This window comes from Marivita sp. NO-S04 (assembly GCF_059070475.1).
In genome coordinates, this window is record NZ_CM180980.1 from 1,440,544 (window position 1) to 1,465,482 (window position 24,939).

The window sequence follows — 24,939 nt, forward strand, 5'->3', positions numbered from 1 at the left end:
TTGGGTCAGACCATCATTTCCTTGGTCGCCGACAGGGTCACGTCAGGATAGTCGCGCCCGATCCGGTCGATGTCCCATTGCAGGCGGGTGAGGTACACGACGTCTCCGTCATTGTCCTCAGCCATGTGCTGCTTGTTGGCGTTGACCAGCTTGTCCACCGCCAATTTGTCACCATGGACCCAGCGGGCAGAGGTGAATTGCGATGCTTCGAACCGAACGGGCAGTCCGTATTCCAGCTCGATCCGGCTGCCCAACACCTCGAATTGCAGCGCGCCCACGACGCCTACGATGAATCCCGAGCCGATCATCGGCTTGAACACCTTGGCGGCACCTTCTTCGGCGAATTGCATCAGCGCCTTTTCGAGATGCTTGGATTTGAGCGGATCGCCCGCGCGCACGGTCTGCAACAGCTCGGGCGCAAAGGACGGTATGCCCATCACCTTGAGCGCCTCGCCTTCGGTCAACGTGTCACCGATGCGCAATTGCCCGTGGTTCGGAATACCGATGATGTCACCGGCCCATGCCTCTTCGGCCAGCTCGCGGTCGGAGGCCAGAAACAGCACCGGGTTTGTGATCGACATCGGTTTTTTTGACCGCACATGGGTCAGCTTCATACCGCGGTTAAAGTGCCCCGAGGCCAGTCGAACAAACGCCACGCGGTCGCGGTGCTTGGGATCCATGTTCGCCTGAACTTTGAAGACAAATCCGGAAACCTTTGTTTCTTCAGGTAGAATTTGTCGTGGCGTCGCTTTTTGTGGCTGCGGTTCCGGGCCGTACGTTCCGATCCCGTCCATCAATTCCTTGACGCCGAAGCTGTTGATCGCCGAGCCAAACCAGATCGGTGTCATGTGCCCTTCAAGGACCGCTTGCGGGTTCAACGCGGGCAACAGCTCGCGCGCCATCTCGACCTCTTCTCGTAGTTTTGCCAGCAGGTGCGCGGGCACGTTTTGCTCTAGCTTGGGGTCATCAAGCCCATTGATTTCAATGCTTTCGGCGACCTTATTGCGATCCGCGCGGTCCATGAGTTCAAGCCGGTCACGGAGCATGTCGTAGCACCCCATGAAGTCCCGACCAACCCCGATCGGCCAACTGGCGGGGGTCACATCAATGGCAAGATTCTCTTGAATCTCGTCAATAATATCAAAGGTATCGCGGCTTTCCCTGTCCATCTTGTTACAGAATGTCAGGATTGGCAGGTCGCGCAGGCGGCACACTTCAAACAGCTTTTGCGTCTGGCTTTCCACACCTTTAGCGCCGTCGATGACCATGACGGCGGCGTCCACTGCGGTGAGCGTGCGATAGGTGTCCTCGGAAAAATCCGAGTGCCCGGGAGTGTCCACAAGGTTGAACCGGAAGTTCCTGAAATCAAAGGACATCGCAGAGGCCGAGACCGAAATGCCCCGGTCCTGCTCCATCTTCATGAAATCCGACCGTGTGCGTCGTGCTTCGCCCTTGGCGCGAACCTGACCCGCCATCTGGATCGCACCGCCGTACAGAAGAAACTTCTCTGTCAGGGTCGTCTTGCCGGCGTCCGGGTGCGAGATGATGGCAAAGGTGCGCCGCCGAGCGATTTCGGCGGGCAGATCAGGGCGATTTGAAACGGTGTCCAGCATGGGCGCGCATATAGGCGGCGCAGGGCGACTTGTCTATAAGCCGCGTCGATCAGCCGATCAGTCGCAGGGTCTGGTTTGCAGTCTGTGGCGCATGCGGTCTGGTCATTGGCAGCGTCACCGGGTCGTCCTTTGGCAGGATTGCCGGGACAACCGCGTCTTCGCGGCGCTGAATATCGATGAGGATGTATTCCACGCTTGTGCGGAATCCGGTTTCCGACACGAAATAGAGCTGGCCGTTGCAGACTGCTGCGTAGACGTCGATCCGTTGACCCGTGATCGACATGAAAATCATTTCGGCAAGGGTTACCAGTTGCGCATGCGGGGCATTGGCGGCCATGGCCAATGTGAATGTTTCGTGGTCTGCGTCGTTGGTCGTCACGGCGAGCCAACGCGCGTCGCGCTTTGGCAGGAACGTATCGCCAAGGATTAGATCCTGGATGTGGTGGATCGGATCGCCACGGCAAACGCCGAATTCGGCGCGGATCCCGTCGGCCGGGCAGGCTTTGAAGCGATGTGGTAAAGGTCCAGTGGCAGCAGCCATAAACAGAAACTCTTTAGTAATTCCCGAATTGCGCACATTGCGTCGGGATGGGTTTAAGATCCTCTGGAAATGTGGCACCTCTAAGGGCATGCCGTGGCTTTTCACGGACAAATCTGAGCAAAAATTGGGAGTGAGCGGATGGATCTTGGGATCAGCGGAAAGCGCGCGCTTGTATGCGCATCAAGCAAGGGTCTTGGCCGTGGATGTGCCGAAGCGTTGGCGGAAGCGGGCGTAAATCTTATCATGAATGCACGGGGCTCCGACGCGCTCGAGGCCGCAGCCGAGGACATTCGCAAGGCCTACGGGGTTGAGGTCACGACCATTGCCGCCGACATCGTCAGCGAAGACGGCCGTGCCAAGGTGCTGGAAGTTGCGGGAGATGTGGACATTCTTGTGACCAACGCCGGCGGTCCGCCTCCGGGGCTGTGGTCCGATTGGGCGCGTGATGACTTCATCAAGGCGCTGGACGCCAACATGCTGACGCCGATCGCACTTATGACTGCGCTGATGCCGGGCATGATCGATCGCGGCTGGGGCCGGGTGGTCAACATCACCTCACAATCGGTCAAGGCACCGATTCCGGCACTGGGCCTGTCAAACGCCGCACGCACCGGTTTGACCGGTTATGTTGCCGGCACCGCGCGGCAGGTCGCCGAACATGGCGTGATCGTCAACAACCTGCTTCCGGGCATCCATGCCACGGACCGCGCTGATCAATTGGATGGCGGTGTGTCCAAGGCGCAGGGCATTTCTGTCGAACAGGCGCGCAAGAACCGCCAAGGGACGATTCCCGCGCGGCGTTACGGCACCCGTCAGGAATTCGGCGCGACCTGCGCGTTCCTGTGTTCGCAGCATTCCGGCTTTATCGTGGGCCAGAATATCCTGATCGACGGTGGCGGCACCAACGCGACCATCTAAGGCATGGCGCGGGGACCGGACGGGGCAGGGCAGGCACAAGGGTTTTCCCTGAAGGACGAATTGTTCAATGCCCGCACCATCGGGGGTTTGGCGGCGGAATTCGCTGTCCTGCCGGGGTTCGATCCGGACCGCTTTACCAAAGAGGCCCTCGCGGGGTTATCATCGCGGGGGCTGCTCGAACGGCTCGATTGGTTGGCCGATTGCATCGAAGCGCAATTGCCCAGCCGGTTCCCCGAACTGGCCGACGCCCTAGAAGCTGCGATGCCTCCGGTCCTTGACCCCACCAACACAGATGATGACTTCGGCCGCTTCATCCATGCGGTGCCCGGCATTCTTGCGGTGCGCCACGGGCTGGAAGACCACCGCGACCGTGCGCTTGATCTGCTGGAGGCCGCGACCCAACGCTTTTCGATGGAGTTCTATATCCGGCCCTTCCTAAACCGCTGGCCGGACGAAACCCTCGCTCGGCTGGATCGCTGGGTGGAACACGAGAATTATCACGTGCGCCGGCTGGTCAGCGAAGGTACACGCCCGCGTTTGCCTTGGGCCGCGAATATCCAACTTGATCCGCTGGTGCCGCTGCGCTTTCTGGATGCGCTTCACGCAGACCCCACCCGATATGTGACCCGGTCCGTCGCCAATCACATGAATGATCTGACGCGCCACGCGCCAGAACGCGTGGTCGCACGTCTCGGCATGTGGCAATCAAAGGCGCGCCAGACCCCGAAAGAGCTGGATTGGATGACCCGTCACGCCCTTCGCACCGCTGTCAAACGCGGTGAAGCCGACGCGCTGGCGCTGCTGGGTTATCGTCAGGATTGTGATGTGGCGGTGTCATTGCGGCTTGACCCGAACCCTGTCTCAATCGGGGATGCTTTCACCATAGACGTGACGTTGTCCGCCACTGAGGTTTTGCCGGTGATGGTGGATTACCGCATCCGCTTTCACCGTCCGAATGGCCGCAGCGGCGAAAAGGTGTTCAAGCTCAAAACGGCGCGTCTGGAACCGGGCGTGGCAGTTACAATGACCAAATCGCACCGCCTGAAAGCGGGGGCCTCGACCTTTACCCTCTATCCCGGCCCGCATCTTGTGACTGTTCAGGTCAATGGGCAGGACCGGGCAGACGCGACCTTGGACTTGGTTTGAACACAGGTTGAACATCCAAGCTTGGAGGATGACAGTTAGAGCGCCTTCACTGGATCGTGTGGACGCAGATGCGAATTTGGCAAGGCAAGAGCATCAGGACTGCGCGTCAGTCCAGCGCGCTTCGAGTTTTTCCAGCGCCTCGATCCGCTCGGTCGTCTTGGGGTGCGACATAAGCCAAGCTGGCACCACACCAGAGCGCGATTGGGTAAGCGCGTCCAGTTTGTGGAACAACGACTTCTGTGACGCGATACCGATACCTGCCTTGTGCAGCAGCGCCGCAGCATACGCATCGGCCTCGTATTCGTCGCCACGTGACAGGCGGGCGGCCAGCAATGTGGCAACCGAGTTTGCAATCAAAACGCCAATGCCCGGCAAAAACCGGGACAACACCATAGCCAAGGCTGTGCGTAATGCGTTCTGTCCGGAAAAGTCGATCATCCGGCGACGGGTATGTCCAAGCGCCACATGTCCCAACTCATGTGCGATCACGCTGGCCAGTTCCTCGCCCGTCACTTCGCCATTCTGGTATTTGCGGTAAAAGCCACGGGTGATGAAGATACGGCCATCAGGGGCGGCCAGTCCGTTCACGGGGTCGATTTCGTAGATGTGCACACGGATGCGGTCCAGGTTCAACGCTGCGGCCAAGCGATCCGTCAATGCCTTGAGGCGTGGATCAGCCAGTTCAGTCGACTTTGCATCAAGCTCGCGCTTTGTGCGCCAGACCGAGAAATGGTACATGGCAAGCGCGTAGAGGATCGCAAGAAGGATGGGTGTCAATTTCAACATGCCCAAGATATGGGGCTTAAAGGCGCGCCCGGCAAGCACGACACAGGATGTGCGCCATGCTTGCCGGTCACAAAGCGGTCAGTTGACGAGTTTTGCGTCCATCGTGATCTCGGCCCCAGCCAAAACCTTGGAAACGGGGCAGTTTTCCTTAGCCGTGTTCGCAGCTTCCTGAAAATCGCTGTCGCTTATTCCGGGGATTTTCGCGCTCATCTCAAGATGAATTTTCGTAATCGCAAAACCACCGTCTTTTTCCTCAAGGCTGACGGTCGCTTTGGTGTCGATATCGTCCGCCACGGCATCGTAATTGCCAAGGATCATCGAAAACGCCATCGAAAAACACCCGGCATGGGCTGCGCCGATCAGCTCCTCGGGGTTGGTGCCGGGCTTGTCCTCGAACCGCGTGTTGAAGCCATAGGGTTGTGTGGAAAGCGCACCGGATTCCGTTGAAATCTGCCCTTTGCCGTCTTTCAGGCCGCCGGACCAATGTGCCGTTGCTGTCTTGTTGATCATGGTATGTCTCCCGTTCTGGGTTGCGTTCCCATACCCAACGACCCGCAGGTCGCGACGGTTCCCCTGTGCCGCGGCCTTAGACGGCGCGCGACCCCGCGCCGCGTTTTTTGATCCGTTTGAGCAACATCCAGCCAAGCAACAGGGTGATCGCTCCGGCGGCAAGAAACCCCGAAAGGCTGGAGGTAAGATCAGAAATCAGCGTCAATTGTCCGGCAAAGCTATAGCCAAGCGCGATGTAGCCGGCGACCCAGATCGCTTCACCGGCGGAATCCCACAGCGTGAAACGCAGCCACCCCAAACCTGACGCCCCGGCCGCCAAATTCACCCAGGGTCCAAGCGGTGCGAACAGCCATGTGCTGAAGAAAACACCGATCTCGCCTTTGCGGCGCACCATGTCCGAGGCTTTTGCATATAGCTTTTTCCGTGCGGCACGTTTTGTCGCAAAGCGTTCGAGAAAGGGGCCAAAACGCCGCCCGATGGCAAACCCGGTTTGGTCACCCAGCATCGCCCCCATCCACGCGCCGGCAAAAGCGGTTCCGCCGTCAAGGTCGCCAGCGGCCACAAAGCCGCCACCGGCCAGCATCAGCAGCGAGGTTGGAATGGGCACCAACAGGCACGACAAGAAACAAGACGCTGCCAAAACCCAGACACCGTAATCCGCCACAAGTCCAAACAGCACATCGCTCAAGGCCGTGTCACCGTTTCATCGGCGCGGTACTCTGTGATGATCGCCTCGATCTGGCGAACGATCTCTTCGGTCTGCACGCCGCGCATGTCGGCCAGCGCCTTGATCGTCACGCGCTTTGTGTCTTGTGGGACCGCCAGCGCATCGCGGATGATTTCTGCGGGAACCGCCCAGGAATGCGCGACATAGCGCGGGGTCATCCACCCCGCGATGGGTTCTTCACGGTGCGCCGGATCGGCCCAGTAAACCCAGAAAATCACCGTACGCACAGCGAAGAATACCATCACCGTCACAGCAAGCGCGAATGCGGTCAGTAACAGTTTGTGCTCTTTCCACAGCGTACGAACGCCCGAGGTCATTTCGCCAAGGCCTTGATCCCACGGCTGATCCCCTCAAGCGTCATCGGCACCATTGCATCCTCAAAAATCTCCCGGATCATCTGGATCGACTGGGTGTAATGCCAGTGTCGTTCAGGGGTCGGATTGATCCATAGGTTATGTGGCCATTGCTGGCGCGCGCGTTGCAACCAGACTTGTCCGGGCTCGGCGTTCCAGTGCTCGTTTGCACCGCCCGCATAGGCGATCTCGTAAGGTGACATGCTGGCGTCACCGACAAAGATGCACTTGTAGTCCGGTCCGTAAGTGTTGAGCACGTCCATCGTCGACGTTTGCGCGTCCCAGCGGCGGCGGTTGTCCTTCCACACCCCTTCGTACAGGCAGTTGTGGAAGTAATAGTGTTCGAGATGCTTGAACTCGGCCCGTGCCGCCGAAAAAAGCTCCTCCACCACCTTCACATGCGGGTCCATCGATCCACCGATGTCCAAAAACAGGATCACCTTGACCGCATTGCGCTTTTCGGGCCGCGTTTGCACGTCGAGATAGCCATGTTCCGCCGTAGCGCGGATGGTGCCATCAAGGTCCAATTCCTCGGTCGCGCCATCCCGCGCCCAACGGCGCAGACGTTTGAGCGCCACCTTGATGTTGCGTGTGCCCAGCTCGACGCTGTCATCCAGATTGCGAAACTCGCGCTTGTCCCAGACTTTGACTGCGCGCTGGTGGCGGCTTTCGTTCTGCCCAATGCGGACGCCCTCGGGATTGTAGCCATAAGCCCCAAAAGGCGAGGTGCCGGCCGTGCCGACCCACTTGCTGCCGCCTTGATGACGGCCTTTTTGTTCCTTCAGCCGTTCCTTGAGCGTCTCCATCAGCTTGTCGAACCCGCCAAGCGCTTCGATCTCGGCTTTTTCTTCGTCGGTCAGGTGCTTTTCGGCCATTTTGCGCAGCCAGTCTTCGGGCAACTCCAACGCATCAAGAACCCCATCAGCGCTTAGATGCTCCAACCCTTTGAAGGCTTCGGCAAAAGCGCGATCAAAGCGGTCGATATGGCGCTCGTCTTTCACCATCGCAGTACGGGCAAGGTAGTAGAACGCCTCTGGATCATAGGTGGCCAGACCCGCGCGCATCGCTTCCAGAAAGCTCAGGTATTCCCGCAGGGACACGGGAACGCCAGTGGATCGCAGGGTGTCGAAAAAGGGAACAAACATGTCCCTGATCTAGCAAGCGCGCCGGTCTCTGACCAGTGGTCCGTTTTCGTCAACGAAAACGGGCGCTGCGTCGACGCCGCATCGCCGGTTCAGAAAACCAGTTTTTCGATGGCAATCGTCAGGATCAGGCCGCCAAGGGCAAAGGCGATGGCATAGACCGCCCCGTATTGCCACATATCCGCGCGGTTCCCCTTGCGCTTTTTCGCGGTCATTGCTCCGATAATGGCCCCGAAAAGGGCGCCTGCTATCACGATCATAAGCTGCCTCTGGCCCTGTTGAGCGGGTTGAGGGACGCGATCTCGCGCAGTTTCGCCCGCACGGACCAGTCCGAGCCGAACCCGTACCGTGCCCACCCCAGACTGTCCAGACGCACATCTGTCCCGGCCGACACCCGGCCTGCCAGATCGAATGCCTCGGCGCGCAGCATCAGCAGCGTCGACAGCAATGCCGCGTTCTCGTGGCGTGCGGCAAGGTCGATGGACGCGCCGGTTAGTTGGATTGCGGTATCGGGGTTGTTTTCGGTCAAGGCATAAGCGGCGAGCTGCGACGCAACATAGGCGCGGTGCAGCTCGGTGTTGGGCGTGCGGGAAAAGTACGTATCGGCCTGCATGAATTGCGCACGGGCCGCCTCGGGGTCGGTGCTTTGCAGAATGCGGCCCATGGCATAATGGGTAAAGCCGCGGCGGTGATCTTCCCACCCCATAGCAGATGCGATGCTCAGCGCCTCTGTCGCGGCGGCGCGGCGGGTCACCGGCGTCGCACCAGGACCAAGCGCTGTCTGGATCGCGTCGATCCACGGGCGCGGGGTGCGTGCTGCGCGGCGGGCGGGCAGGAACTCGCCTTCAGGGTTCAACCGGGCAAAGATCGCAGGAACACGGTTCATCACCTCGGCCCGCGACATGCCGTTGTGCAGGTCAGGGTCGTAATAGGCTCGTAGGATCAGCATGTCATACCCGGTCAGAACCGTGTGTACGTTGTCATCGTTGAAAACGGAATCCGGCAGGCGATAAAGGTCATTCAAAGGACCAAGCGCCTGCGCCAGCTCCTCGTGCAGGCAATCGCGCGCCTCTTGTGGGCTGGAATCGTTGGGCAAGAAAATGGCCAAACGCGTGCGGCTGGTGATCTTGCCCCAGTTCACCCGGTTCGATTCCCGCGCCTGCCTGTATTCCGACAGGGTCGACACGTTGGGCACAACGAAACAGGCGGCCTGCGGCAGGAACCGCTGGATCTCGGCGCGGCTGACTGCGTTGATCGTGATATTGGCCTCGGGTGCGACGGTGGCGTGAATATTGATCCCGGCTTCCGTGCGCAACCGATGCAGCAGGCGGTCCAGATCGCTTGGAACAGTGGATTGCACATTGCCGATCAAACGAACCGAGATCGGACCCTCGAACCGGGTGAACACTTCAAGGTCACGTCCCGATTCCAGCCCCATCGCCAAATCCATGAAATCCCGCGACAGGTCGGCGTTCGAAGTGCGCACGGGCTGAGGACGTGGGACCGAAAACACCTTCATCGCAGGCAGGCTCGATTCGACAAACGCGGCACGGGTTGCAGGTTCTGATTGCGACACGGGCATACACGCGCCCAGCAACAGATACAGCGGCAAAAGGAATTTACGCATCCGTCAGCCCCGCTGATACTTGATGAACGGGGTCAACTGACCGATCCGGTCATAAAGCTGGCGGGCGGTGTGATTGAACTCTTGCGTGGTCCAGTAGACCGAGGGCGCGCCTGCTGCATCAGCCTGCGCATAGACCGCTTCGATCAGCGCGCGACCCACTCCGATACCACGCGCGGCGGGATCGGCAAAAAGGTCTTGCAGGTAGCAGACATTCTCGATTTTCCAGCAATGCCGGTGGAACAGATAATGGGCGAGACCAACAAGCACACCGTCGCGCTCTGCCACCAGCCCGGAATAATCCTGCGGATCATCCCCCAGCAACCGGGCAAATGTCTGCTCGTACACGGCCTCTGGCACCGACGTTTCGTAAAACGTCAGATACCCGCGCCACAAAGCGCACCACGAAGCGTAGTCATCCGCACGCAAAAAGCGCACGTTCAATTCAGTTTGGGACACGTAAGAAGCCTGCCTGCTCGTTGCGGATGCTTGATGCTCCGCGGTTTTTTTGTCCTCTGTGAGTGCAGCTTACGGCGAAAAGATGGTTTTTGCCTAGATCGAACGAATCGGTCCGAATCACTTTTTCGACCGATTTGGGCATTGCCCGTAAAACGCATTTAAAACAGAAGGTTAGCCTGTGCAAAAGAGCAACAGATATGCAGCGAAGCTGTTGCGCCATGAGTTGCGGGCCGACCGTGCCAAGACGGTGGCTATCGGTGCCGCGAAAATCAGGATAAGCCGCGCCCATGACAGAAGATACTCCGCTTGAGATTTTTCTCTCCGGTACGCCGGGGTTCGAACACCTGCTGCGCGACGAAGCCGAAGGCCTTGGCTTTGCTGGGGCAAAAGCCGTGCCAGGTGGCGTGACCTGCGACGGTGATTGGTCTGAGGTCTGGCGCGCCAATCTCATGTTGCGTGGGGCAGGGCGGGTGCTGGCGCGGGTGGCGCGGTTCCGCGCGATGCATCTGGCACAGCTCGACAAGCGCTCCCGCAAGATCGACTGGCCAGCGCTGTTGCGCGCGGATGTGCCCTACCGGGTCGAGGCGACGTGCCGCAAATCCCGCATCTACCACGCAGGTGCCGCCACTGAACGCGTCGAAAACGCCATCGCCGATGCGCTTGGAACCAAGCCCACCGAAAAGGCTGGCCTCACCGTGCGGGTGCGGATCGAAGACGACCTGTGCGAGATCAGCCTCGACACGTCAGGCGAGGGGCTGCACAAGCGCGGGCACAAACAAGCCATCGGCAAGGCCCCGATGCGCGAAACGCTGGCGGCGCTTTTCCTGCGTGCTTGCGGCTATGACGGGTCCGAGCCAGTGCTAGACCCGATGTGCGGCTCTGGAACCTTCGTGATTGAAGCCGCCGAAATGGCCATGGGCCTTGCCCCCGGTCGTGACCGACAGTTCGGGTTTGAAAACCTCGCGTCCTTTGATGCCAATGGCTGGGCTGCGCTCAAGGTGTCACTTGCAGAACCCAAGCCCACCGACCTGCACTTTCAAGGCTGCGACCGCGATGCAGGTGCGATTGCCAATGCCACCGCTAACGCGGCCCGTGCCGGGGTCGGGGGTATCACCAAGTTCACCCATCAATCCGTGGCTGACCTTACCGCACCCGAAGGCCCGCCCGGTCTGGTGATCGTGAACCCGCCTTACGGCGCACGGATCGGCAATCGAAACCTGCTCTTCGCGCTTTACGGCTCTTTCGGCGCGGTGATGAAAGAACGTTTCCGCGGCTGGCATGTCGGGATCGTCACGTCGGACAAGGGGCTTGCCCGCGCGACAGGGCTGCATTTCCGCAATGTCAGCGCCCCGATCCCGCATGGCGGCCTTAAGATCCAGCTGTTCCAGACAGGTCCGCTTAAGTAACAGGCTTGGGTTTCTTTGGGCTCCAAATACCTCGGGGGGCTGTCAATTTTCGCCATTGGTTCAAGCCCAATGGACGGCGGGCTGAGCCCCCAACCGTTTCCGTTGACGGAAACGGGCAGATGCGTCGACGCATCTGCCGCCCAACCCTATCGCCGTTCGCGCCGCGCCATGAAGGCCAGCCGTTCGAACAAATGCACATCCTGCTCGTTCTTGAGCAGCGCCCCGTGCAGCTTGGGCAGTGCATTCGCCCCATCGCTTTTCAGGTCTTCGGCCGTCATGTCCTCTGCCAGAAGCAGCTTCAGCCAGTCCAGCACTTCCGAGGTCGACGGTTTCTTTTTCAGCCCCGGCTGTTCGCGCAGCTCGTAGAACTGTGTCAGCGCAGTGGTCAGCAGCGCCTCTTTCAGCCCCGGGTGATGCACCTCGACGATCTGGCGCAAGGTGTCTGGATCGGGAAAGCGGATGTAGTGGAAGAAACAGCGCCGCAGGAACGCGTCCGGCAATTCCTTTTCGTTGTTCGATGTGATGATGACGATCGGGCGCTGCTGGGCACGAATGGTCTCGCCGGTCTCGTAGACATGGAACTCCATCTTATCGAGTTCCTGCAACAGATCGTTTGGAAATTCGATATCCGCCTTGTCGATCTCGTCGATCAGCAGAACCACCTTTTCATCCGCGTCGAAGGCCTGCCAAAGCTTGCCCTTGCGGATGTAGTTGCGCACGTCGTTGACCCGCTCGTCCCCCAATTGGCTGTCCCGCAAACGACTGACGGCGTCGTATTCATACAGGCCCTGTTGCGCCTTGGTGGTGGATTTGATGTTCCATTCGATCATCCGCAACCCAAGCCCAGCCGCCACCTGCCGTGCCAGTTCCGTCTTGCCGGTGCCGGGCTCTCCCTTGACCAGAAGCGGGCGTTCCAGCGTTACGGCGGCGTTCACCGCAATGGTCAGATCGTCGGTCGCCACATAGCTGTCTGTGCCTTCAAATCTCATGTCAGTCCTGCCTTTTTGTGTCTTTGTCCCAGCTTAAGGAAATCACCGTTTTGTGCTGCTATTCGGTAGTGACAACCTGTGGGCCTTCGGTTAAGTGCTGCGCACAGGGGTGCCAGATATCTAAGGGAATTTCTATGACAGATGCTGGCGTAGACAAGGGGACCAAGATGAAAGCTGAAACTTTCCTGCCCGACGATTACCGACCCGCCGAGGATGAGCCCTTCATGAATGACCGCCAGCTGGAGTGGTTCCGTCGGGAACTGCTGGAACAGCGCAGCGAGCTTCTGAGCGACAGCAAATCCACCATCGCAGGTCTGCAGGACGGCACACGTAATATTCCGGATGTCGCAGACCGCGCCTCCGAAGAAACCGACCGCGCGCTCGAGCTGCGGATTCGGGACCGTCAGCGCAAGCTGGTTTCCAAAATCGACGCGGCCCTGCGCCGGATCGACGAGGGCGAGTTTGGATATTGCCAAGCCACCGGCGAACCGATCTCTCTCAAGCGTCTGGTGGCCCGTCCCACCACAACTCTAAGCCTCGAGGCACAAGAGCGTCACGAGCGTCGCGAGAAAGTGCACCGCGACGATTGATGCGCGATGCATGGATGTGAAGTGACGCGCCGGAGCCAAGCTCTGGCGCGTTTGTTTTCAAGAGGACGACCGTGGACCTCAGCACTCTGGACATCACCGTCATTGGCGGCGGCATCGGCGGGCTGTCCTGTGCACTGGCGCTGCGCCAACGCGGCGCCAGTGTCACGGTTCTGGAACAGGCCCAGCAGATCACCGAAGTGGGCGCGGGAATTCAGGTCTCTCCCAATGGTCTGCGCGTGATCGAAGCGCTGGGTCTGGGCGATGATCTGGCGTCCCGATGTGTGCAGGGGCAGGCGGTCTCGCTGCGCAACGGCAGCACCGGGGCCGAGGTGGCCCGGCTCGACCTCACCCGCCTGCCGCAGGATCAGCGCTACTTCTTCGTCCACCGCGCAGACCTGGTGGATCTTCTCTCGGCGGCAGCGCGGAAAGCCGGAGTGCAGGTGCGCCTTTTGCAGCGGGTCGACACGCTGGTCCCCGGCGACCGACCGCGCATCGTGCTGGCCACCGGGGATTCCCGCGAAACCGATCTGGCCATCGGGGCCGACGGCATCCATTCAGCCGCGCGCCCAGTGCTCAATGCAGCGCAAAAGCCGTTCTTTACCGGTCAGGTCGCATGGCGCTGCATCGTGCCCAACACCACCGGCCACCCAGCCCATGCCCGTGTGCATATGGGGCCGGGGCGGCATATGGTGACCTATCCGCTGCGCGACGGCTCCCTGCTCAATGTGGTTGCTGTCGAAGAACGCGCCCAATGGGCCGCCGAAAGCTGGTCGCAGAAAGACGACGCCAACAATCTGCGCAAGGCGTTTGCCGGGTTCGATGCCGAAGTGCACCAGATCCTGTCACAGGCCGATGCACCGGGCGTCTGGGGCCTGTTTCGCCATCCGGTCGCTGCGCGCTGGCATGGGTCGGGTATGGCGCTTTTGGGGGACGCGGCACATCCCACCCTGCCGTTTCTGGCGCAGGGCGCGAATATGGCAATGGAAGACGCGTGGGTTCTGGCGGATGCGCTGGCGCAGGCCCCTGACAGGGAGTCAGGCCTTGCCGCCTACCAACAGCGCCGCAAGGCGCGGGTCACACGGGTGATCGACGCGGCCAGCAAGAACGCGCGCAATTATCACTTGTCGCCGGGACCGTTCCGCTTTGCCGCCCATACAGCGCTGGGGTTGCTCAGCCGTGTATCACCGGGGCAGATGCTGGGCCGGTTTGACTGGCTGTACGGCTATGACGTGACCAAGGCAGCATAAGTGCTGGCTGTTGCGACGGGCCATGACAGCCCGGCGCAATTTTTTAATTTTTGGTCAACGCTTTAGCCGAACAAGATAAACCCGTCATCGATGGTGTCGGCAAAGCGGCCCAGCGTTTCGTCTGCCGTAGCAAAGCCCAGTGCGACCTCGCCCCGATCCACCGCACCCGAGTCCAACGCATCCTCCCAGAACGCCCGGCCTTCGGCGTCAGCCTCGCGCCCCAGAGCGGATTGGTAGATGAAGTCCAGGAAATCATCAGTGCCAGCCAGCGTGCCGTTGCTGGCGACGAACTCGTCTGATGCGAGGATGAATTCGGCCACGTTGCCAAGACCGAAGTCACCGGCACCCAGCGCCGACCAAAAGCTCAGACCGGCAATATCGCTGTCCCGGCCCAGCAGGGTTTCGTAGAACAAGCCCACGGTCTGAACCGCGCCGCCGTTTTGCACCGACAAGGTTGCACCATCAAAGCGGATCTCTTCGATCCCCGAAATATGAAGCGCTGATCCGCCTTCGGTCGCGATGGCGAACCCACCATCGATGCGGCTGATCTCGACCGCGTCAAAGGATGTCCCGCTGGCATCAACGATGTCGGTGCCCCCGGCACCGGCAATCCGCGCCGCCGACGCGAAATCGCTGACCCCGAACACCTCATCTTCGCCGGAACCAAGGCGCAGATTCACCTCTTCGATGGAGATCCGGGCAATCTGTGCACCCTCGCGGGTGAAATCCGCTGCTGTCGGATCAATCGGGACACCAAACGCATTGCTCCCACCCAGAATGATCTGGTCACCGTCCCCGTCCGGGTTCCCCTCTGACCCGTTGAAGCCGGGATGCAGGGTGATCACGCCGCCCTCGGTCTCGCCGGTGTTCGGCGCGGTCTGGTTGATGAACGCGGCATCCAGTTCGGTGTTCACCTCTGTGCCCGCATCGTAGACGTTTGTTCCGTCAAAGGTCAGAACCTGATCGCCAAGGTAGTCGCCGTTTTCATCGAACAGTTCGATCGGGTTCAGCGTGCCGATAAACGCATCATTCGAAGGCAGCAGCATCGCTGCCAAGCTGATGAAAGGCGTTGCGGTGCTGGCAAGGATCGTGGTGCTGGCAGTTTCACCAGTGGCAATCGGGCCACGTGCACCAAGGATCGCACCGCCCACGCCATCGGGGTCACCTGCAAGCAGTTCGGCTGCGATGGCATCGAAGCTGCCGTCTTCTGCCAGCGCTTCCAGCCCAGCCGATGCCGCCTCGCCGCGATTGCCAAGATCAAAACCCTCGTCATGCAGACCGAACCAGAACGGCGTCAGGAACGTGCCACCTTCGGGCGATGTGTTGGTGACGGTCACCCGCAGCTCCACCACTTCTTCGATCGTGATCTGCGCGATCTGCGCGCCGTCGATTGTGAAATCCGCCGCCATTGCATCAATCGGCTCGCCAAAGGCATTGGTGCCACCCAGAATAATCTGGTCACCTTCGCCGTCCGGGTTCCCCGCTGACCCGTTGAAACCGGGATGAAGGGTGATCACGCCGCCCTCGGTCTCTCCGGTGTTGGGCGCAGTCTGGTTGATGAAGGCCGCATCCAATTCGGTGTTCACCTCGGTGCCTGCGTCATACACGTCTGTTCCGTCGAAGGTCAGCGTCACAGGGCCGATGAAACCACCGTCCTCACCAAAAAGTTCAACCGCGTCCAGTGTCCCGATGAAGGCATCATTCGAGGGCAGGATCATGGCGGCAAGGCTGATATAGGGCAGGGACATCCCATCAACGTCCAAAAGCGTTGTCGCCATTTCTCCCGTGGCAATCGGACCGGCGCCCCCGAACACGGCACCGCCCAAGGCGCCGGCGTCCGCTCCGGTCAATTCGGCGGCAATGGCATCGAAACTGCCATCTTCGGCCAAGGCTTCAAGTCCGGGTGACGCGGCATCGCTAACATCACCAAGGTCAAATGCGCCATTGTGCAATCCGAACCAGAACGGGGTGAGAAACGTGCCGCCCTCGGGCGAGGTATTGGTAACTGTGATCCGAAGCAGGGACATCAAGTAAAGCCTTTCGCTGTAGTGTTCGCGGCCAGAGCAGTCGCGCTTGGCCTGCAACAGCGTTAGGGATCAGAGTTTGCTCCGCACAATTCAGGCTTTCTCACTTCGGAGTGACGCCTCCGTGAAAGCGGGGCGCATGACATGTGGGTCGAGGTCTGCATGTTTCAGATTGGGTTTGATCCAAAACAGTGCGGATCGCTGGAAAACCGCTTGTCTTTCGGAAACGACCGCGACGCAGGTCAGGGGTTTTGCGCAAGACCCGCCCTGTCACGCGCCTGTGCTTCACGGGTTTGCGACGTACCACCATCGCAGGGGGAGACAGCGCCGCGCGACATGATAAGGTCGTCCCGAGCAAGGCAGGAGGCCACGAATATGGACCGGTTTGACAGGTGTCCCGAAACGGCGCTCGACTGGCATCGGGCGGGCAAGGGCGCGGTTCTGGCCACGGTGATCGAGACCTGGGGCAGCGCACCGCGCCGCGTTGGATCACAACTTGCGATTTCCGGCGAAGGCGAGATCGAAGGCTCGGTCTCGGGGGGCTGTGTCGAAGGCGCTGTCGTGGTCGAGGCAATGGATGCATTGGCCGATGGCAAACCGCGCGAGTTGGAATTTGGCGTCAGCGATCAGGATGCCTTTGCCGTGGGTCTGGCCTGTGGCGGCACCATTCGTGTGCTGGTCGAACCCGTCGGGTCGGTACTTCCTGAGGATATTCTTGACCAACTGGTAAAGTATCGCGCCGCCCGCCAGCCTGTGGCCTATGAGGTCGACTTGGATGCGGGCACACGCAGCTTGGCGACCGGCGGCCACACTCAAGCCTTTCGCATGGACCGCTCTGGCTTTGTGGACGAAAGCCGCACCTTCGTCGCCATCCACAACCCGCCTTTGCGCCTGATCATCGTCGGCGCGGTGCACATCGCGCAGGCCTTGGTGCCGATGGCGCGGATCGCGGGGTACGATCCGACGCTGATCGACCCGCGCGAGGCGTTTGGCTCGGACAGTCGTTTTCCGGGCGAGACAATCCTGCATGACTGGCCCGACGAGGCGATTGCGCAACTGGGTCTTGATGCCCGCACCGCGCTGGTGCTGTTGACACACGATCCCAAGCTGGATGATCCGGCGCTTGAACAGGCGCTGCGGGCCGAGTGTTTCTACATCGGCGCGCTGGGATCGACGCGCACCCATGCCAAGCGGGTCGACCGTCTGATGGCCGCCGGGTTCAACGATGCCGAGATTGCCCTGATCCACGGCCCCATCGGCTTGGACATCGGCGCATCTGGCCCTGCGGAAATCGCTGTGTCGATCCTCGCCGAAATGACTCGTGTGTTGCGGAAGGGCGCATGAAGTTCGGCGCAGTTCCCCTGACCGAGGCCGAAGGTGCGATCCTTGCGCATTCGGTGGCGTTGCCGAAAGGCCGTTTGCGCAAAGGCGTTGTGCTGGACGCTGCTGCGTTGGGCAAGTTGACGGCGGCAGGCGTACAGCATGTTACGGTTGCCCGGCTTGACGCCGACGACGTCCACGAAGATCGCGCCGCCGAACGGTTGGCACAGTCACTGGTTCCCGACCCTGCAGCGGTGCATCTACGGCTGGCCCCTGCCAGCACGGGGCGCGTGAACATTTACGCCACGCAAACCGGCGTGGCCGAGATCGACGCGGCCAAGATCAACGCTGTGAACGCGGTCCATCCAATGGTGACGGTCGCCACGGTTCCCGAATGGCACCGCATGGCGGCGCGCGGGATGGTGGCGACGGTCAAGATCATTTCATACGCCGCACCTGAAGCCGCTGTGGCTGCGGCTTGCGTTGCCGGGCAGGACGCGCTGTCGCTGCGCCCGGTGACGCGCAGCCGCGTTCTGTTGATCCAGACCAGCGTCGGTGGACGCGACGACAGTGCCAAGGGCCAGCGGGCGATGGGGCTTCGGTTCGACCGAATGGGGGTCAGCCTTGGCCCCAAAACAGTTGTTGCGCACAATATCGACGCCTTGCGCAACGCCTTGACCCATGCCGCGCCAGAGTATGACATGCTGTGCATTCTGACCGGTTCCGCCACGTCGGATCTTTATGATGTCGCGCCAGAGGCTGTCCGCGCCGCCGGAGGAGAGGTCGTTCATTACGGCATGCCTGTTGACCCGGGCAATCTCTTGTTTTGGGGCCATATGGGCAATGTGCCGGTGATCGGCCTGCCGGGATGTGCGAAATCGCCTGCGCTGAATGGGGCGGATTGGGTGTTGGAACGTCTGCTTTGCAATGTCCCGGTGCGTCCGCGTGACATCATGGGCATGGGCGTTGGTGGGTTGCTGAAGGAGCCACCGTCACGTCCGTTGCCACGTGAGACCGCATAGAAAAAGCGACCCGAAGGTCGCTTTCAAGAATTTCCAAAGAATGGATCGTGATTATTTCGGAAGTGGCCCGATCATCATGACCATCTGACGGCCTTCCATCTTGGGCATGTTCTCAACCTTGCCGTGTTCTTTGGTGTCTTCGGCCACGCGCTCCAACAGTTCGCGTCCAAGGTTCTGGTGCGCCATCTCGCGGCCACGGAACCGCAGGGTCACCTTCACCTTGTCGCCGTTCTCAAGAAACTTGAACACGTTCCGCATTTTCACTTCGTAATCGTTCGTGTCCGTGTTCGGGCGGAACTTGACCTCTTTGATCTCGATGATCTTCTGCTTCTTGCGGGCCTCGGATTCGCGCTTTTGCTGTTCGTATTTGAACTTGCCGAAATCCATGATCTTGACGACCGGAGGAGTCGCGTTCGGCGAAATCTCGACCAGGTCGAGTCCAGCCTCTTCGGCCAACTGCATGCCACGCTCGGGCGTGACCACGCCGACGTTTTCACCGTCTGCGCCGATCAGACGGATTTCAGGAGCCCTGATGCGTTCATTGATGCGGGGGCCGGTGTCGCGCGTAGGGGGCGCGTTGTGAGGTCTGCGGGCTATGGTGTCGCTCCTTTGGTGCAGTTCAAATCAGGGATGCAAAGTAGACGTCATGCCGTTGCCTTTCAAGCGGCTTTTCGGCGGATCTGAGCCGATCGTCCAGAGTTTCCCCTTGTTTGCGCTGCATCCGACACGCACATCCGTGGCTCACAGTCGCGCTTTGCAATTCCGACGCGGCACAAGCGTCATCAGAGAGGTCTCGAACCGATGAAAAATCTAATCATTCTGGCTGTTGTTGCGGTCGCCGGACTTGGCGTTTGGGTGGTCACGCAAACCGAAACCACACCGCCCCCCGAAGAGCTTGTGGCAGAGCCGATTGCAGACAGCGCGGCACCTGAGCCAACCGCTGCGGAGGAGGTGGCTACGGAGGCCGCAGAAGATGTCACAGCCGCGGCTGAGGCGATGGAACAAGCCGTGGAAGACAGCGCCGATGCAGCATCGGATGTGGTAACGGACGTCACCGAAGCGGCCGAGGCGGCAGCGGATGATGCGGTCGATGCGGCCAACGATCTGGCGGAGCAGGCAGGCACTGCGCTGAATGACGCTGTCACCTCACTGAATGACGCGGCCTCCAACGTTGCAGACGCCGTTGAGACCGCTGTTGATACGGCAACCGGCAACGCGGAGCGCACGCTTGACGACGCGTCCGAGGCTGCCGAAACCATGATGGATGCCGCGGATGCACCGTCGATTGATGTGGTCGGGGACACCAGCGAAACGACCGACAACGTGACCGAAGCTGCGCCAGAGGCGCAGTCGGACATCACAGAGGTGCTGACAGTCGATGGTTTCGATTATGACCGGGTGGTCGCCTATATCGACGAATCAAACCTATCCTTGTTGATCAAGACATCGACCAAGGCGGCGTTGGAACAAGCCCGGGACAACCCCGAGCAGTTGCAAGCTTTGCTGGCCACGTTGCGCGATCAGCTAGGTTTGTGACCTTTGCCTGAGTGTCACAAAAACGGCGCGCAAAGATAGCTTTGCGCGCCTTTATTTTCAGCGTCTTATGGGTTGATTTTAACGTGAAGCGTTAATCAAGAAAGGCTTTTTCCACGACATATGTCTTGGGATCGGAATTAGCACCTTCCTCAAGCCCGTAGCCTTCGAGCATCTCTTTGATTTCAAGGTTGAAGGCAAGGTTGCCGCAGACCATGGCGCGGTCGGTTTCCGGGCTTATCACCGGCACGCCCAAGTCCTTGAAACACTCGCCCGAGCGCATCAGGTCGGTGATGCGACCCATCTTGGGGCTGTCCTCGCGGGTGGTCGTTGGGTAGTAGCGCAGTTTGTCGGCAAAGCCTTCACCGATCAGTTCGGCCAGCATTTCGTCGCTGCGGATGTCGTCTATCAGTTCCTTGCCGTATTGCAATTCGCCGACTTCGCGGCAGGTGTGGGTCAAAATAACCTCGTCGTAATCCTCAAAGGTCTGTGGATCGCGCAGCAGCGACGCAAAAGGCGCGATGCCGGTTCCGGTGGCAAAAAGCCAAAGCCGTTTGCCCGGCAGCAGTGCGTCATGCACCAAAGTGCCGACGGGTTTGGGGCGCAGGATGATCTCGTCTCCCGGCTGGATGTGCTGAAGACGGCTGGTCAGTGGGCCGTCTTGCACCTTGATCGAATAGAATTCGAGTTCTTCATCCCATGACGGAGACGCGATGGAATAGGCGCGCAGCAGGGGCTTTTCGCGGCCGGTCTTTTCGTCCGTCTGCATCAGGCCGATCATCACGAACTCACCCGAGCGGAACCGCAAAGACGCAGGCCGGGTGACGCGGAACGAGAACAGGCGATCGGTCCAGTGTTTGACCTCAGTTACAGTTTGCGCGTCAGGAACGGCAAGGGTCTTGGCGGGCGCTTTGGTGGCTGTGGCTTCTGTCACGGGTGTCAACTCTGTCATGTTTTCCATACCGGCTCGTGTAAACCGGTCCCTTACATCTATCTTTGATTTACATCAGACGAAACCCGCCCATGGTCGCAGGGACTGGGCGGGTTGTCTTGTGCTTGCAGTTTTGGATCAGGCGGCGAGGCCGCGCAGGCGGGACTGGTAGTCATGGGCGCGCCAATCGGCGCGGGCCAGCCATTGGTCTTCGGGCTGTCGTGCGGCGAGATCGTCGCTGATTTCCACGTCATCAAAGCCCGAGCGCCGGGCCATTGCGTACTGGTCTGCGATGAGATGGCCTTTCGCGCGCAGCCAGCCTTTGAAGCCTTGTTGGCGGATAAGCCGGGCGAGGGTAAAGCCGCGCCCGTCCGAAAAGCTGGGGAAGTCGATGCGGACCAGTTCCTTGCCGATCAGCAGGCATTTGAGCCGCGCGGGATCGGTGTCGGAGGGCAGGTCGATGCGCGCCTCGGGATCAATCCAGCGCGTCGGGTCGGCGGTCAGAAAGCCGGTGTCGTTGATGAGAACGGTCATTGCGCGTCTCCTGTGGGTGTGTGAAGGCCGCATTCGGTTTTTTCACTGTTGCGCCAACGGCCTGCGCGGGGATCTTCGCCTTGCGCAACACGTGTGGTGCAGGGTGCGCAGCCGATGGACGGGTAGCCGCGTGCCACCAGCGGGTGGCGCGGCAGATTATGCGTGCCAAGGTGCGCCGCGATGCGGGCCGGTTTCCAGTCGATCAGCGGGTTGATCTTGATGCGGGCAGTGCCTTCGTCGAGGTCGAAATAGTGCAGGCCCTGACGGGTCTGCGCCTGATGCCGTTTGCGTCCTGTGATCCATGCGTCATAGCCGTTAAGAGCGGTGTTCAGCGGCTGGGTCTTGCGCAGGTCGCAGCAGGCGTCGGGATTGCTGAAGCGCAGGGCACCGTACGGATCGACCGCCTCAACCGTACGTTTGGACGCGCGGATCACCTGCACGTTGGTCAGGCCCAGATGATCGGCGAGCGTTTGCTGGTAGGTCAGCGTTTCCTCAAAGAGCAGCGCGGTGTCGATGAAGAGCACCGGCAGGTCGCGGTCGATCTGGGCGATCAGGTGAAGGAGCACTGCCGAATCCGCGCCGAAGCTTGACACCATTGCAACCCGGTCGAAGATGCCGCGCGTCAGCACCGCCTCCAGCAGATAGGAGGTGCCGAAATGGCGATAGCGCGCGTTCAGATCGGTGACGCGATCCTGCGCCGCCATCCGCGCGTCAAGTGGAACCCCGCGTGCCGCGCGATTGTGATGGGACAGGTCAAGCATCAGGCTGCCTTCTGTTTCTTGTCGCTTTCGCCGTAGAGCGCAGTCTTGAACGGGGTCATGCCAACCCGGCGGAACGTGTCGATGAACGTCTCGTCAGCGTTGCCACGCTCGGACAGGTAGGTGTCGACGATCCGTTCGATAGCAGGCACGATCTCGTCCGCCGAAAAGCCGGGGCCGGTGCGCTGACCGATGGCGGCGGTTTCGGTGTGATCGCCACCCAGCGTGATCTGGTAATTCTCCACACCTGCACGGTCGAGGCCAAGGATGCCGATATGGCCCACATGGTGGTGGCCGCAGGCGTTGATGCAGCCCGAGATCTTGATCTTCAGGTCGCCCACCTCATGCTCCAGCTTAAGCTGGTCGAAACGCGTGGCAATCTCCTGCGCGATGGGGATCGACCGGGCTGTGGCCAGTGCGCAGTAATCCATGCCGGGGCAGGCGATGATGTCGCTGATCTTGCCGATATTGGCGGTGGCAAGGTTTGCGGCCTTGAGGGCTGCGTGGATTGCGGGCAGGTCGGCCTTGTGCACATGCGGCAGCACGACGTTCTGTTCGTGGCTGATGCGCAGCTCGTCATATCCATAACGCGCGGCGAGGTCCGCCATCACGCGCATCTGATCGGAGGTAGCGTCCCCCGGCGTTGCGCCATGCGCCTTGAGGCTGATCTGCGCGATGGCATGACCCGGCGCGCGGTGGGCGCTGAGGTTGGTGTCGGCCCAGGAGCGGAACACCGGGTCATTCGCGTAAGCCAGATCGAACGGGCCGGTGTCGCGGTCTACGAACGCGGGTGGCGCGAAATCCGCTTTGATCTGTGCAAATAGCTGCTGATCCACGCCGGTGAACGCGGGGCGCAGCAGGGCAAACCGCTCTTCGACACGCGCGCGGATGTCGTCAATGCCATGTTCATGTACGGTGATCTTGATGCGGCTCTTGTACTTGTTGTCGCGACGGCCCAGCAGGTTCCAGACGCTGACCACCGCTTCGAGATAGGGGAGCAGGTCCGCCTCGGGCAGGAAGTCACGGACAACCTTGCCGATCATCGGGGTGCGGCCAAGGCCACCGCCAACGATGACTTCAAAGCCCGGCTCGCCCGCGTCGTTGCGCACCATGCGCAGGCCGATGTCGTGGGCCTTTGTCACGGCGCGGTCATTGGGCGATCCGGTAACGGCGATCTTGAACTTGCGCGGCAGGAACTGGAATTCCGGATGGTCGGTGGACCACTGGCGGATCAGCTCGGCCACCGGGCGCGGGTCGGCAATTTCATCCGCCGCAGCACCTGCGAAATGGTCGGCGGTCACGTTGCGGATCGTGTTGCCGGAGGTCTGGATCGCGTGCATCTGCACCTCGGCCAGAGCGTCGAGCACATCCGGTACGTCACGCAGCGTAGGCCAGTTGAACTGGATGTTCTGACGCGTGGTGAAATGGCCATAGCCCTTGTCCCAACACTCGGCGATGTAGGCCAACTGCCGCATCTGGGCGCTATTCAGCGTGCCATAGGGGATCGCCACGCGCAGCATGTAGGCGTGCAGTTGCAGGTAGAGCCCGTTCATCAGGCGCAGCGGTTTGAATTCATCCTCGGTCAGGCTGCCGTCAATGCGGCGCTCGACCTGCGCGCGGAACTGGGCGTTGCGCTCGGCCACGAAGGCGGCGTCGAAATCGGTATAGCGGTACATCAGAGAGCCTCGGACTGTTTGCCGTGGGGATAGTTGGACGGGCCGCGCATGCGGAAAGCCTCGCGGAAATGGGTGGGCTTGGGGCCTTTGGCGTCAGGGGCCACGTCGGCCAGATAGACTCCAACCACTTCAGAGGTGCGGGTGCTGGCGTCGATCAGGCAGATTTGCGCATCGGCCTCGTCGGTCAGCACATCGGCATCCTTGAGGTTGCGGGTCCATGTGTCGTCTTGGGTCAGGTACACCACATCGCCTTCGAGCAACGCGTTGGCGGTGATGACTTTCGGCGTGAAGATCGCAGGCATCAGATCATCTCCTGAATGTGGGGCAGGGCCGTTTCGACCGCATCGCGCGGTGCCAAACCGTACATGAGAAGCGCTGGACCTGTGATGTCGGCCTCGGTCAGCACAGCGGGCAGAGTAGAGAGCGTGGCAGCCACGATGCGCTGTTCCGGGCGTGACGCGTTCTCGACGATGGAGACCGGTGTTGACGGTGTCGCGCCATGCATCAGCAAGCGGCCCTGAATGAAACGCGCGGCTTTCTTGGCCATGTAGATCGCGGCCACCTCACCATCGCGGGCCAGCGCGCGCCAGTCGTGATCAGCATAGCCCTGCATGTCATGCCCGGTGATCAGGCGCACGGCTGTGTTGCGCCCGCGTTTGGTCAGCGATTGGCCAAGTGCTGCGACAGCGGCGGAGGCGGAGGTGAGGCCCGGCACGATGGTGAAGTCGAGACCCGCTTCGATCACCGCATCCAGTTCTTCGTCCAGACGACCAAAGACGGTGGGATCGCCGGCCTTGAGCCGCACGACGCGCGCGCCGGTCAGGGCTTCTTCCACGATCATCGCGTTGATGTCGGCTTGCGTGACCGACAGGCCGAACCCTTCCTTGCCCGCATTGCGCAGACGGGTCTGGGGGCCAACAAGCGCGACGATTTCGGCGCTGACCAGACGGTCATGGATCACGACGTCGGCCTCTTGCAGCGCGCGCAGAGCCTTGACTGTCAGCAGATCGGGATCGCCGGGACCGGCGCCGACAAAGGCGACAGGCTGGAGCTTGGTCATGTGCAGGTCGCGTGGCATCGGGTTGTCCTC

General features: G+C 60.7%; 27 protein-coding genes. 8 read left to right on the forward strand and 19 right to left on the reverse strand.

All coding sequences use genetic code 11. The annotated features are described in order from the left end of the window. Nucleotides 1-5 precede the first annotated feature (5 nt). Both ACK3EW_RS07640 and ACK3EW_RS07645 read right to left on the reverse strand, forming a co-directional pair. Nucleotides 6-1,613, reverse strand: coding sequence for a peptide chain release factor 3 (locus ACK3EW_RS07640; RefSeq protein WP_493809111.1), 1,608 nt, complete (start codon nucleotides 1,611-1,613; stop codon nucleotides 6-8). Between the two features lie 49 nt (nucleotides 1,614-1,662). Next, nucleotides 1,663-2,154, reverse strand: coding sequence for a hypothetical protein (locus ACK3EW_RS07645; protein WP_493809112.1), 492 nt, complete (start codon nucleotides 2,152-2,154; stop codon nucleotides 1,663-1,665). Between the two features lie 138 nt (nucleotides 2,155-2,292). On the opposite strand from ACK3EW_RS07645, the gene ACK3EW_RS07650 reads away from it, so the two are divergent. Together ACK3EW_RS07650 and ACK3EW_RS07655 are read left to right on the forward strand one after the other, a co-directional pair. Further along, entirely contained in the window at nucleotides 2,293-3,072 is a 780-nt protein-coding gene (locus ACK3EW_RS07650) for an SDR family oxidoreductase (protein ID WP_493809113.1), read from the forward strand. 3 nt (nucleotides 3,073-3,075) lie between these two features. Beyond that, a complete protein-coding gene (locus ACK3EW_RS07655) occupies nucleotides 3,076-4,218 on the forward strand; it encodes a YhaZ family DNA alkylation repair protein (RefSeq protein ID WP_493809114.1) in 1,143 nt (380 codons plus the stop codon). A 93-nt stretch (nucleotides 4,219-4,311) separates the two neighbouring features. On the opposite strand, the gene ACK3EW_RS07660 is transcribed toward ACK3EW_RS07655, so the two are convergent. The 8 genes from ACK3EW_RS07660 to ACK3EW_RS07695 form a co-directional block, all read right to left on the reverse strand. Next, complete coding sequence (locus ACK3EW_RS07660; protein WP_439121267.1) at nucleotides 4,312-5,004, reverse strand: M48 family metalloprotease; 693 nt, start codon at nucleotides 5,002-5,004, stop codon at nucleotides 4,312-4,314. A 78-nt stretch (nucleotides 5,005-5,082) separates the two neighbouring features. Continuing rightward, a complete protein-coding gene (locus ACK3EW_RS07665; RefSeq protein WP_493809115.1) occupies nucleotides 5,083-5,514 on the reverse strand; it encodes an OsmC family protein in 432 nt (143 codons plus the stop codon). 76 nt (nucleotides 5,515-5,590) lie between these two features. Then, nucleotides 5,591-6,193, reverse strand: coding sequence for a DedA family protein (locus ACK3EW_RS07670; RefSeq protein ID WP_493809702.1), 603 nt, complete (start codon nucleotides 6,191-6,193; stop codon nucleotides 5,591-5,593). A gap of 5 nt (nucleotides 6,194-6,198) precedes the next feature. After that, a complete protein-coding gene (locus ACK3EW_RS07675) occupies nucleotides 6,199-6,558 on the reverse strand; it encodes a hypothetical protein (protein ID WP_493809116.1) in 360 nt (119 codons plus the stop codon). Further along, nucleotides 6,555-7,739: a vWA domain-containing protein gene (locus ACK3EW_RS07680; RefSeq protein ID WP_085629528.1), complete on the reverse strand. Its 1,185-nt coding sequence runs from the start codon at nucleotides 7,737-7,739 to the stop codon at nucleotides 6,555-6,557. Before ACK3EW_RS07680 ends, ACK3EW_RS07675 begins: the two co-directional genes overlap by 4 nt. Before the next feature lie 89 nt (nucleotides 7,740-7,828). Continuing rightward, entirely contained in the window at nucleotides 7,829-7,996 is a 168-nt protein-coding gene (locus ACK3EW_RS07685; RefSeq protein WP_439120606.1) for an apolipoprotein acyltransferase, read from the reverse strand. Next, a complete protein-coding gene (locus tag ACK3EW_RS07690; RefSeq protein ID WP_493809117.1) occupies nucleotides 7,993-9,363 on the reverse strand; it encodes a DUF2927 domain-containing protein in 1,371 nt (456 codons plus the stop codon). The genes ACK3EW_RS07685 and ACK3EW_RS07690 overlap by 4 nt, the downstream gene beginning before the upstream one ends. A gap of 3 nt (nucleotides 9,364-9,366) precedes the next feature. Further along, nucleotides 9,367-9,819 carry a GNAT family N-acetyltransferase gene (locus ACK3EW_RS07695; protein WP_493809118.1) on the reverse strand — a complete coding sequence of 151 codons (453 nt, stop codon included), beginning with the start codon at nucleotides 9,817-9,819 and terminating at the stop codon, nucleotides 9,367-9,369. Nucleotides 9,820-10,106: 287 nt separating this feature from the next. Between ACK3EW_RS07695 and ACK3EW_RS07700 the strand changes: the two genes are divergently transcribed. Then, nucleotides 10,107-11,225, forward strand: coding sequence for a THUMP domain-containing class I SAM-dependent RNA methyltransferase (locus tag ACK3EW_RS07700; RefSeq protein ID WP_493809119.1), 1,119 nt, complete (start codon nucleotides 10,107-10,109; stop codon nucleotides 11,223-11,225). Between the two features lie 146 nt (nucleotides 11,226-11,371). On the opposite strand, the gene ACK3EW_RS07705 is transcribed toward ACK3EW_RS07700, so the two are convergent. Next, on the reverse strand, nucleotides 11,372-12,214 hold the full coding sequence (locus ACK3EW_RS07705) for an AAA family ATPase (protein ID WP_493809120.1): 843 nt from the start codon (nucleotides 12,212-12,214) through the stop codon (nucleotides 11,372-11,374). A 167-nt stretch (nucleotides 12,215-12,381) separates the two neighbouring features. On the opposite strand from ACK3EW_RS07705, the gene dksA reads away from it, so the two are divergent. Further along, nucleotides 12,382-12,804: an RNA polymerase-binding protein DksA gene (dksA, locus tag ACK3EW_RS07710; protein ID WP_085629841.1), complete on the forward strand. Its 423-nt coding sequence runs from the start codon at nucleotides 12,382-12,384 to the stop codon at nucleotides 12,802-12,804. A gap of 71 nt (nucleotides 12,805-12,875) precedes the next feature. Beyond that, nucleotides 12,876-14,051 carry an FAD-dependent oxidoreductase gene (locus ACK3EW_RS07715; protein ID WP_493809121.1) on the forward strand — a complete coding sequence of 392 codons (1,176 nt, stop codon included), beginning with the start codon at nucleotides 12,876-12,878 and terminating at the stop codon, nucleotides 14,049-14,051. 62 nt (nucleotides 14,052-14,113) lie between these two features. Here the strand turns inward: ACK3EW_RS07715 and ACK3EW_RS07720 are convergent, their stop codons facing one another. Continuing rightward, nucleotides 14,114-16,078, reverse strand: a complete 1,965-nt coding sequence (locus ACK3EW_RS07720; protein ID WP_493809122.1) for a spondin domain-containing protein — start codon at nucleotides 16,076-16,078, stop codon at nucleotides 14,114-14,116. A gap of 372 nt (nucleotides 16,079-16,450) precedes the next feature. Between ACK3EW_RS07720 and ACK3EW_RS07725 the strand changes: the two genes are divergently transcribed. Then, the gene (locus ACK3EW_RS07725; RefSeq protein WP_493809123.1) at nucleotides 16,451-17,419 is read left to right on the forward strand and encodes an XdhC family protein; all 969 of its coding nucleotides are present in this window, start codon (nucleotides 16,451-16,453) and stop codon (nucleotides 17,417-17,419) included. Then, on the forward strand, nucleotides 17,416-18,417 hold the full coding sequence (locus tag ACK3EW_RS07730) for a molybdopterin-binding protein (RefSeq protein ID WP_493809124.1): 1,002 nt from the start codon (nucleotides 17,416-17,418) through the stop codon (nucleotides 18,415-18,417). Before ACK3EW_RS07725 ends, ACK3EW_RS07730 begins: the two co-directional genes overlap by 4 nt. A gap of 51 nt (nucleotides 18,418-18,468) precedes the next feature. On the opposite strand, the gene infC is transcribed toward ACK3EW_RS07730, so the two are convergent. Then, a complete protein-coding gene (gene infC / locus ACK3EW_RS07735; protein ID WP_447248830.1) occupies nucleotides 18,469-19,035 on the reverse strand; it encodes a translation initiation factor IF-3 in 567 nt (188 codons plus the stop codon). A 183-nt stretch (nucleotides 19,036-19,218) separates the two neighbouring features. Between infC and ACK3EW_RS07740 the strand changes: the two genes are divergently transcribed. Further along, nucleotides 19,219-19,953 carry a hypothetical protein gene (locus ACK3EW_RS07740; RefSeq protein WP_493809125.1) on the forward strand — a complete coding sequence of 245 codons (735 nt, stop codon included), beginning with the start codon at nucleotides 19,219-19,221 and terminating at the stop codon, nucleotides 19,951-19,953. A 91-nt stretch (nucleotides 19,954-20,044) separates the two neighbouring features. Here ACK3EW_RS07740 and ACK3EW_RS07745 read toward each other — a convergent pair whose 3' ends face one another. The 6 genes from ACK3EW_RS07745 to cobA all read right to left on the reverse strand — a co-directional run bounded on the left by ACK3EW_RS07745 (nucleotide 20,045) and on the right by cobA (nucleotide 24,927). After that, nucleotides 20,045-20,902, reverse strand: coding sequence for a ferredoxin--NADP reductase (locus ACK3EW_RS07745; RefSeq protein WP_493809703.1), 858 nt, complete (start codon nucleotides 20,900-20,902; stop codon nucleotides 20,045-20,047). A 117-nt stretch (nucleotides 20,903-21,019) separates the two neighbouring features. Then, on the reverse strand, nucleotides 21,020-21,415 hold the full coding sequence (locus ACK3EW_RS07750) for a DUF934 domain-containing protein (RefSeq protein WP_493809126.1): 396 nt from the start codon (nucleotides 21,413-21,415) through the stop codon (nucleotides 21,020-21,022). Further along, entirely contained in the window at nucleotides 21,412-22,176 is a 765-nt protein-coding gene (locus tag ACK3EW_RS07755) for a phosphoadenylyl-sulfate reductase (protein WP_493809127.1), read from the reverse strand. The genes ACK3EW_RS07750 and ACK3EW_RS07755 overlap by 4 nt, the downstream gene beginning before the upstream one ends. After that, entirely contained in the window at nucleotides 22,176-23,849 is a 1,674-nt protein-coding gene (locus ACK3EW_RS07760; protein WP_493809128.1) for a nitrite/sulfite reductase, read from the reverse strand. Before ACK3EW_RS07760 ends, ACK3EW_RS07755 begins: the two co-directional genes overlap by 1 nt. Further along, nucleotides 23,849-24,151: a DUF2849 domain-containing protein gene (locus tag ACK3EW_RS07765; RefSeq protein ID WP_493809129.1), complete on the reverse strand. Its 303-nt coding sequence runs from the start codon at nucleotides 24,149-24,151 to the stop codon at nucleotides 23,849-23,851. The genes ACK3EW_RS07760 and ACK3EW_RS07765 overlap by 1 nt, the downstream gene beginning before the upstream one ends. Continuing rightward, nucleotides 24,151-24,927, reverse strand: a complete 777-nt coding sequence (cobA, locus tag ACK3EW_RS07770) for a uroporphyrinogen-III C-methyltransferase (RefSeq protein WP_493809130.1) — start codon at nucleotides 24,925-24,927, stop codon at nucleotides 24,151-24,153. Before cobA ends, ACK3EW_RS07765 begins: the two co-directional genes overlap by 1 nt. Nucleotides 24,928-24,939 lie beyond the last annotated feature (12 nt).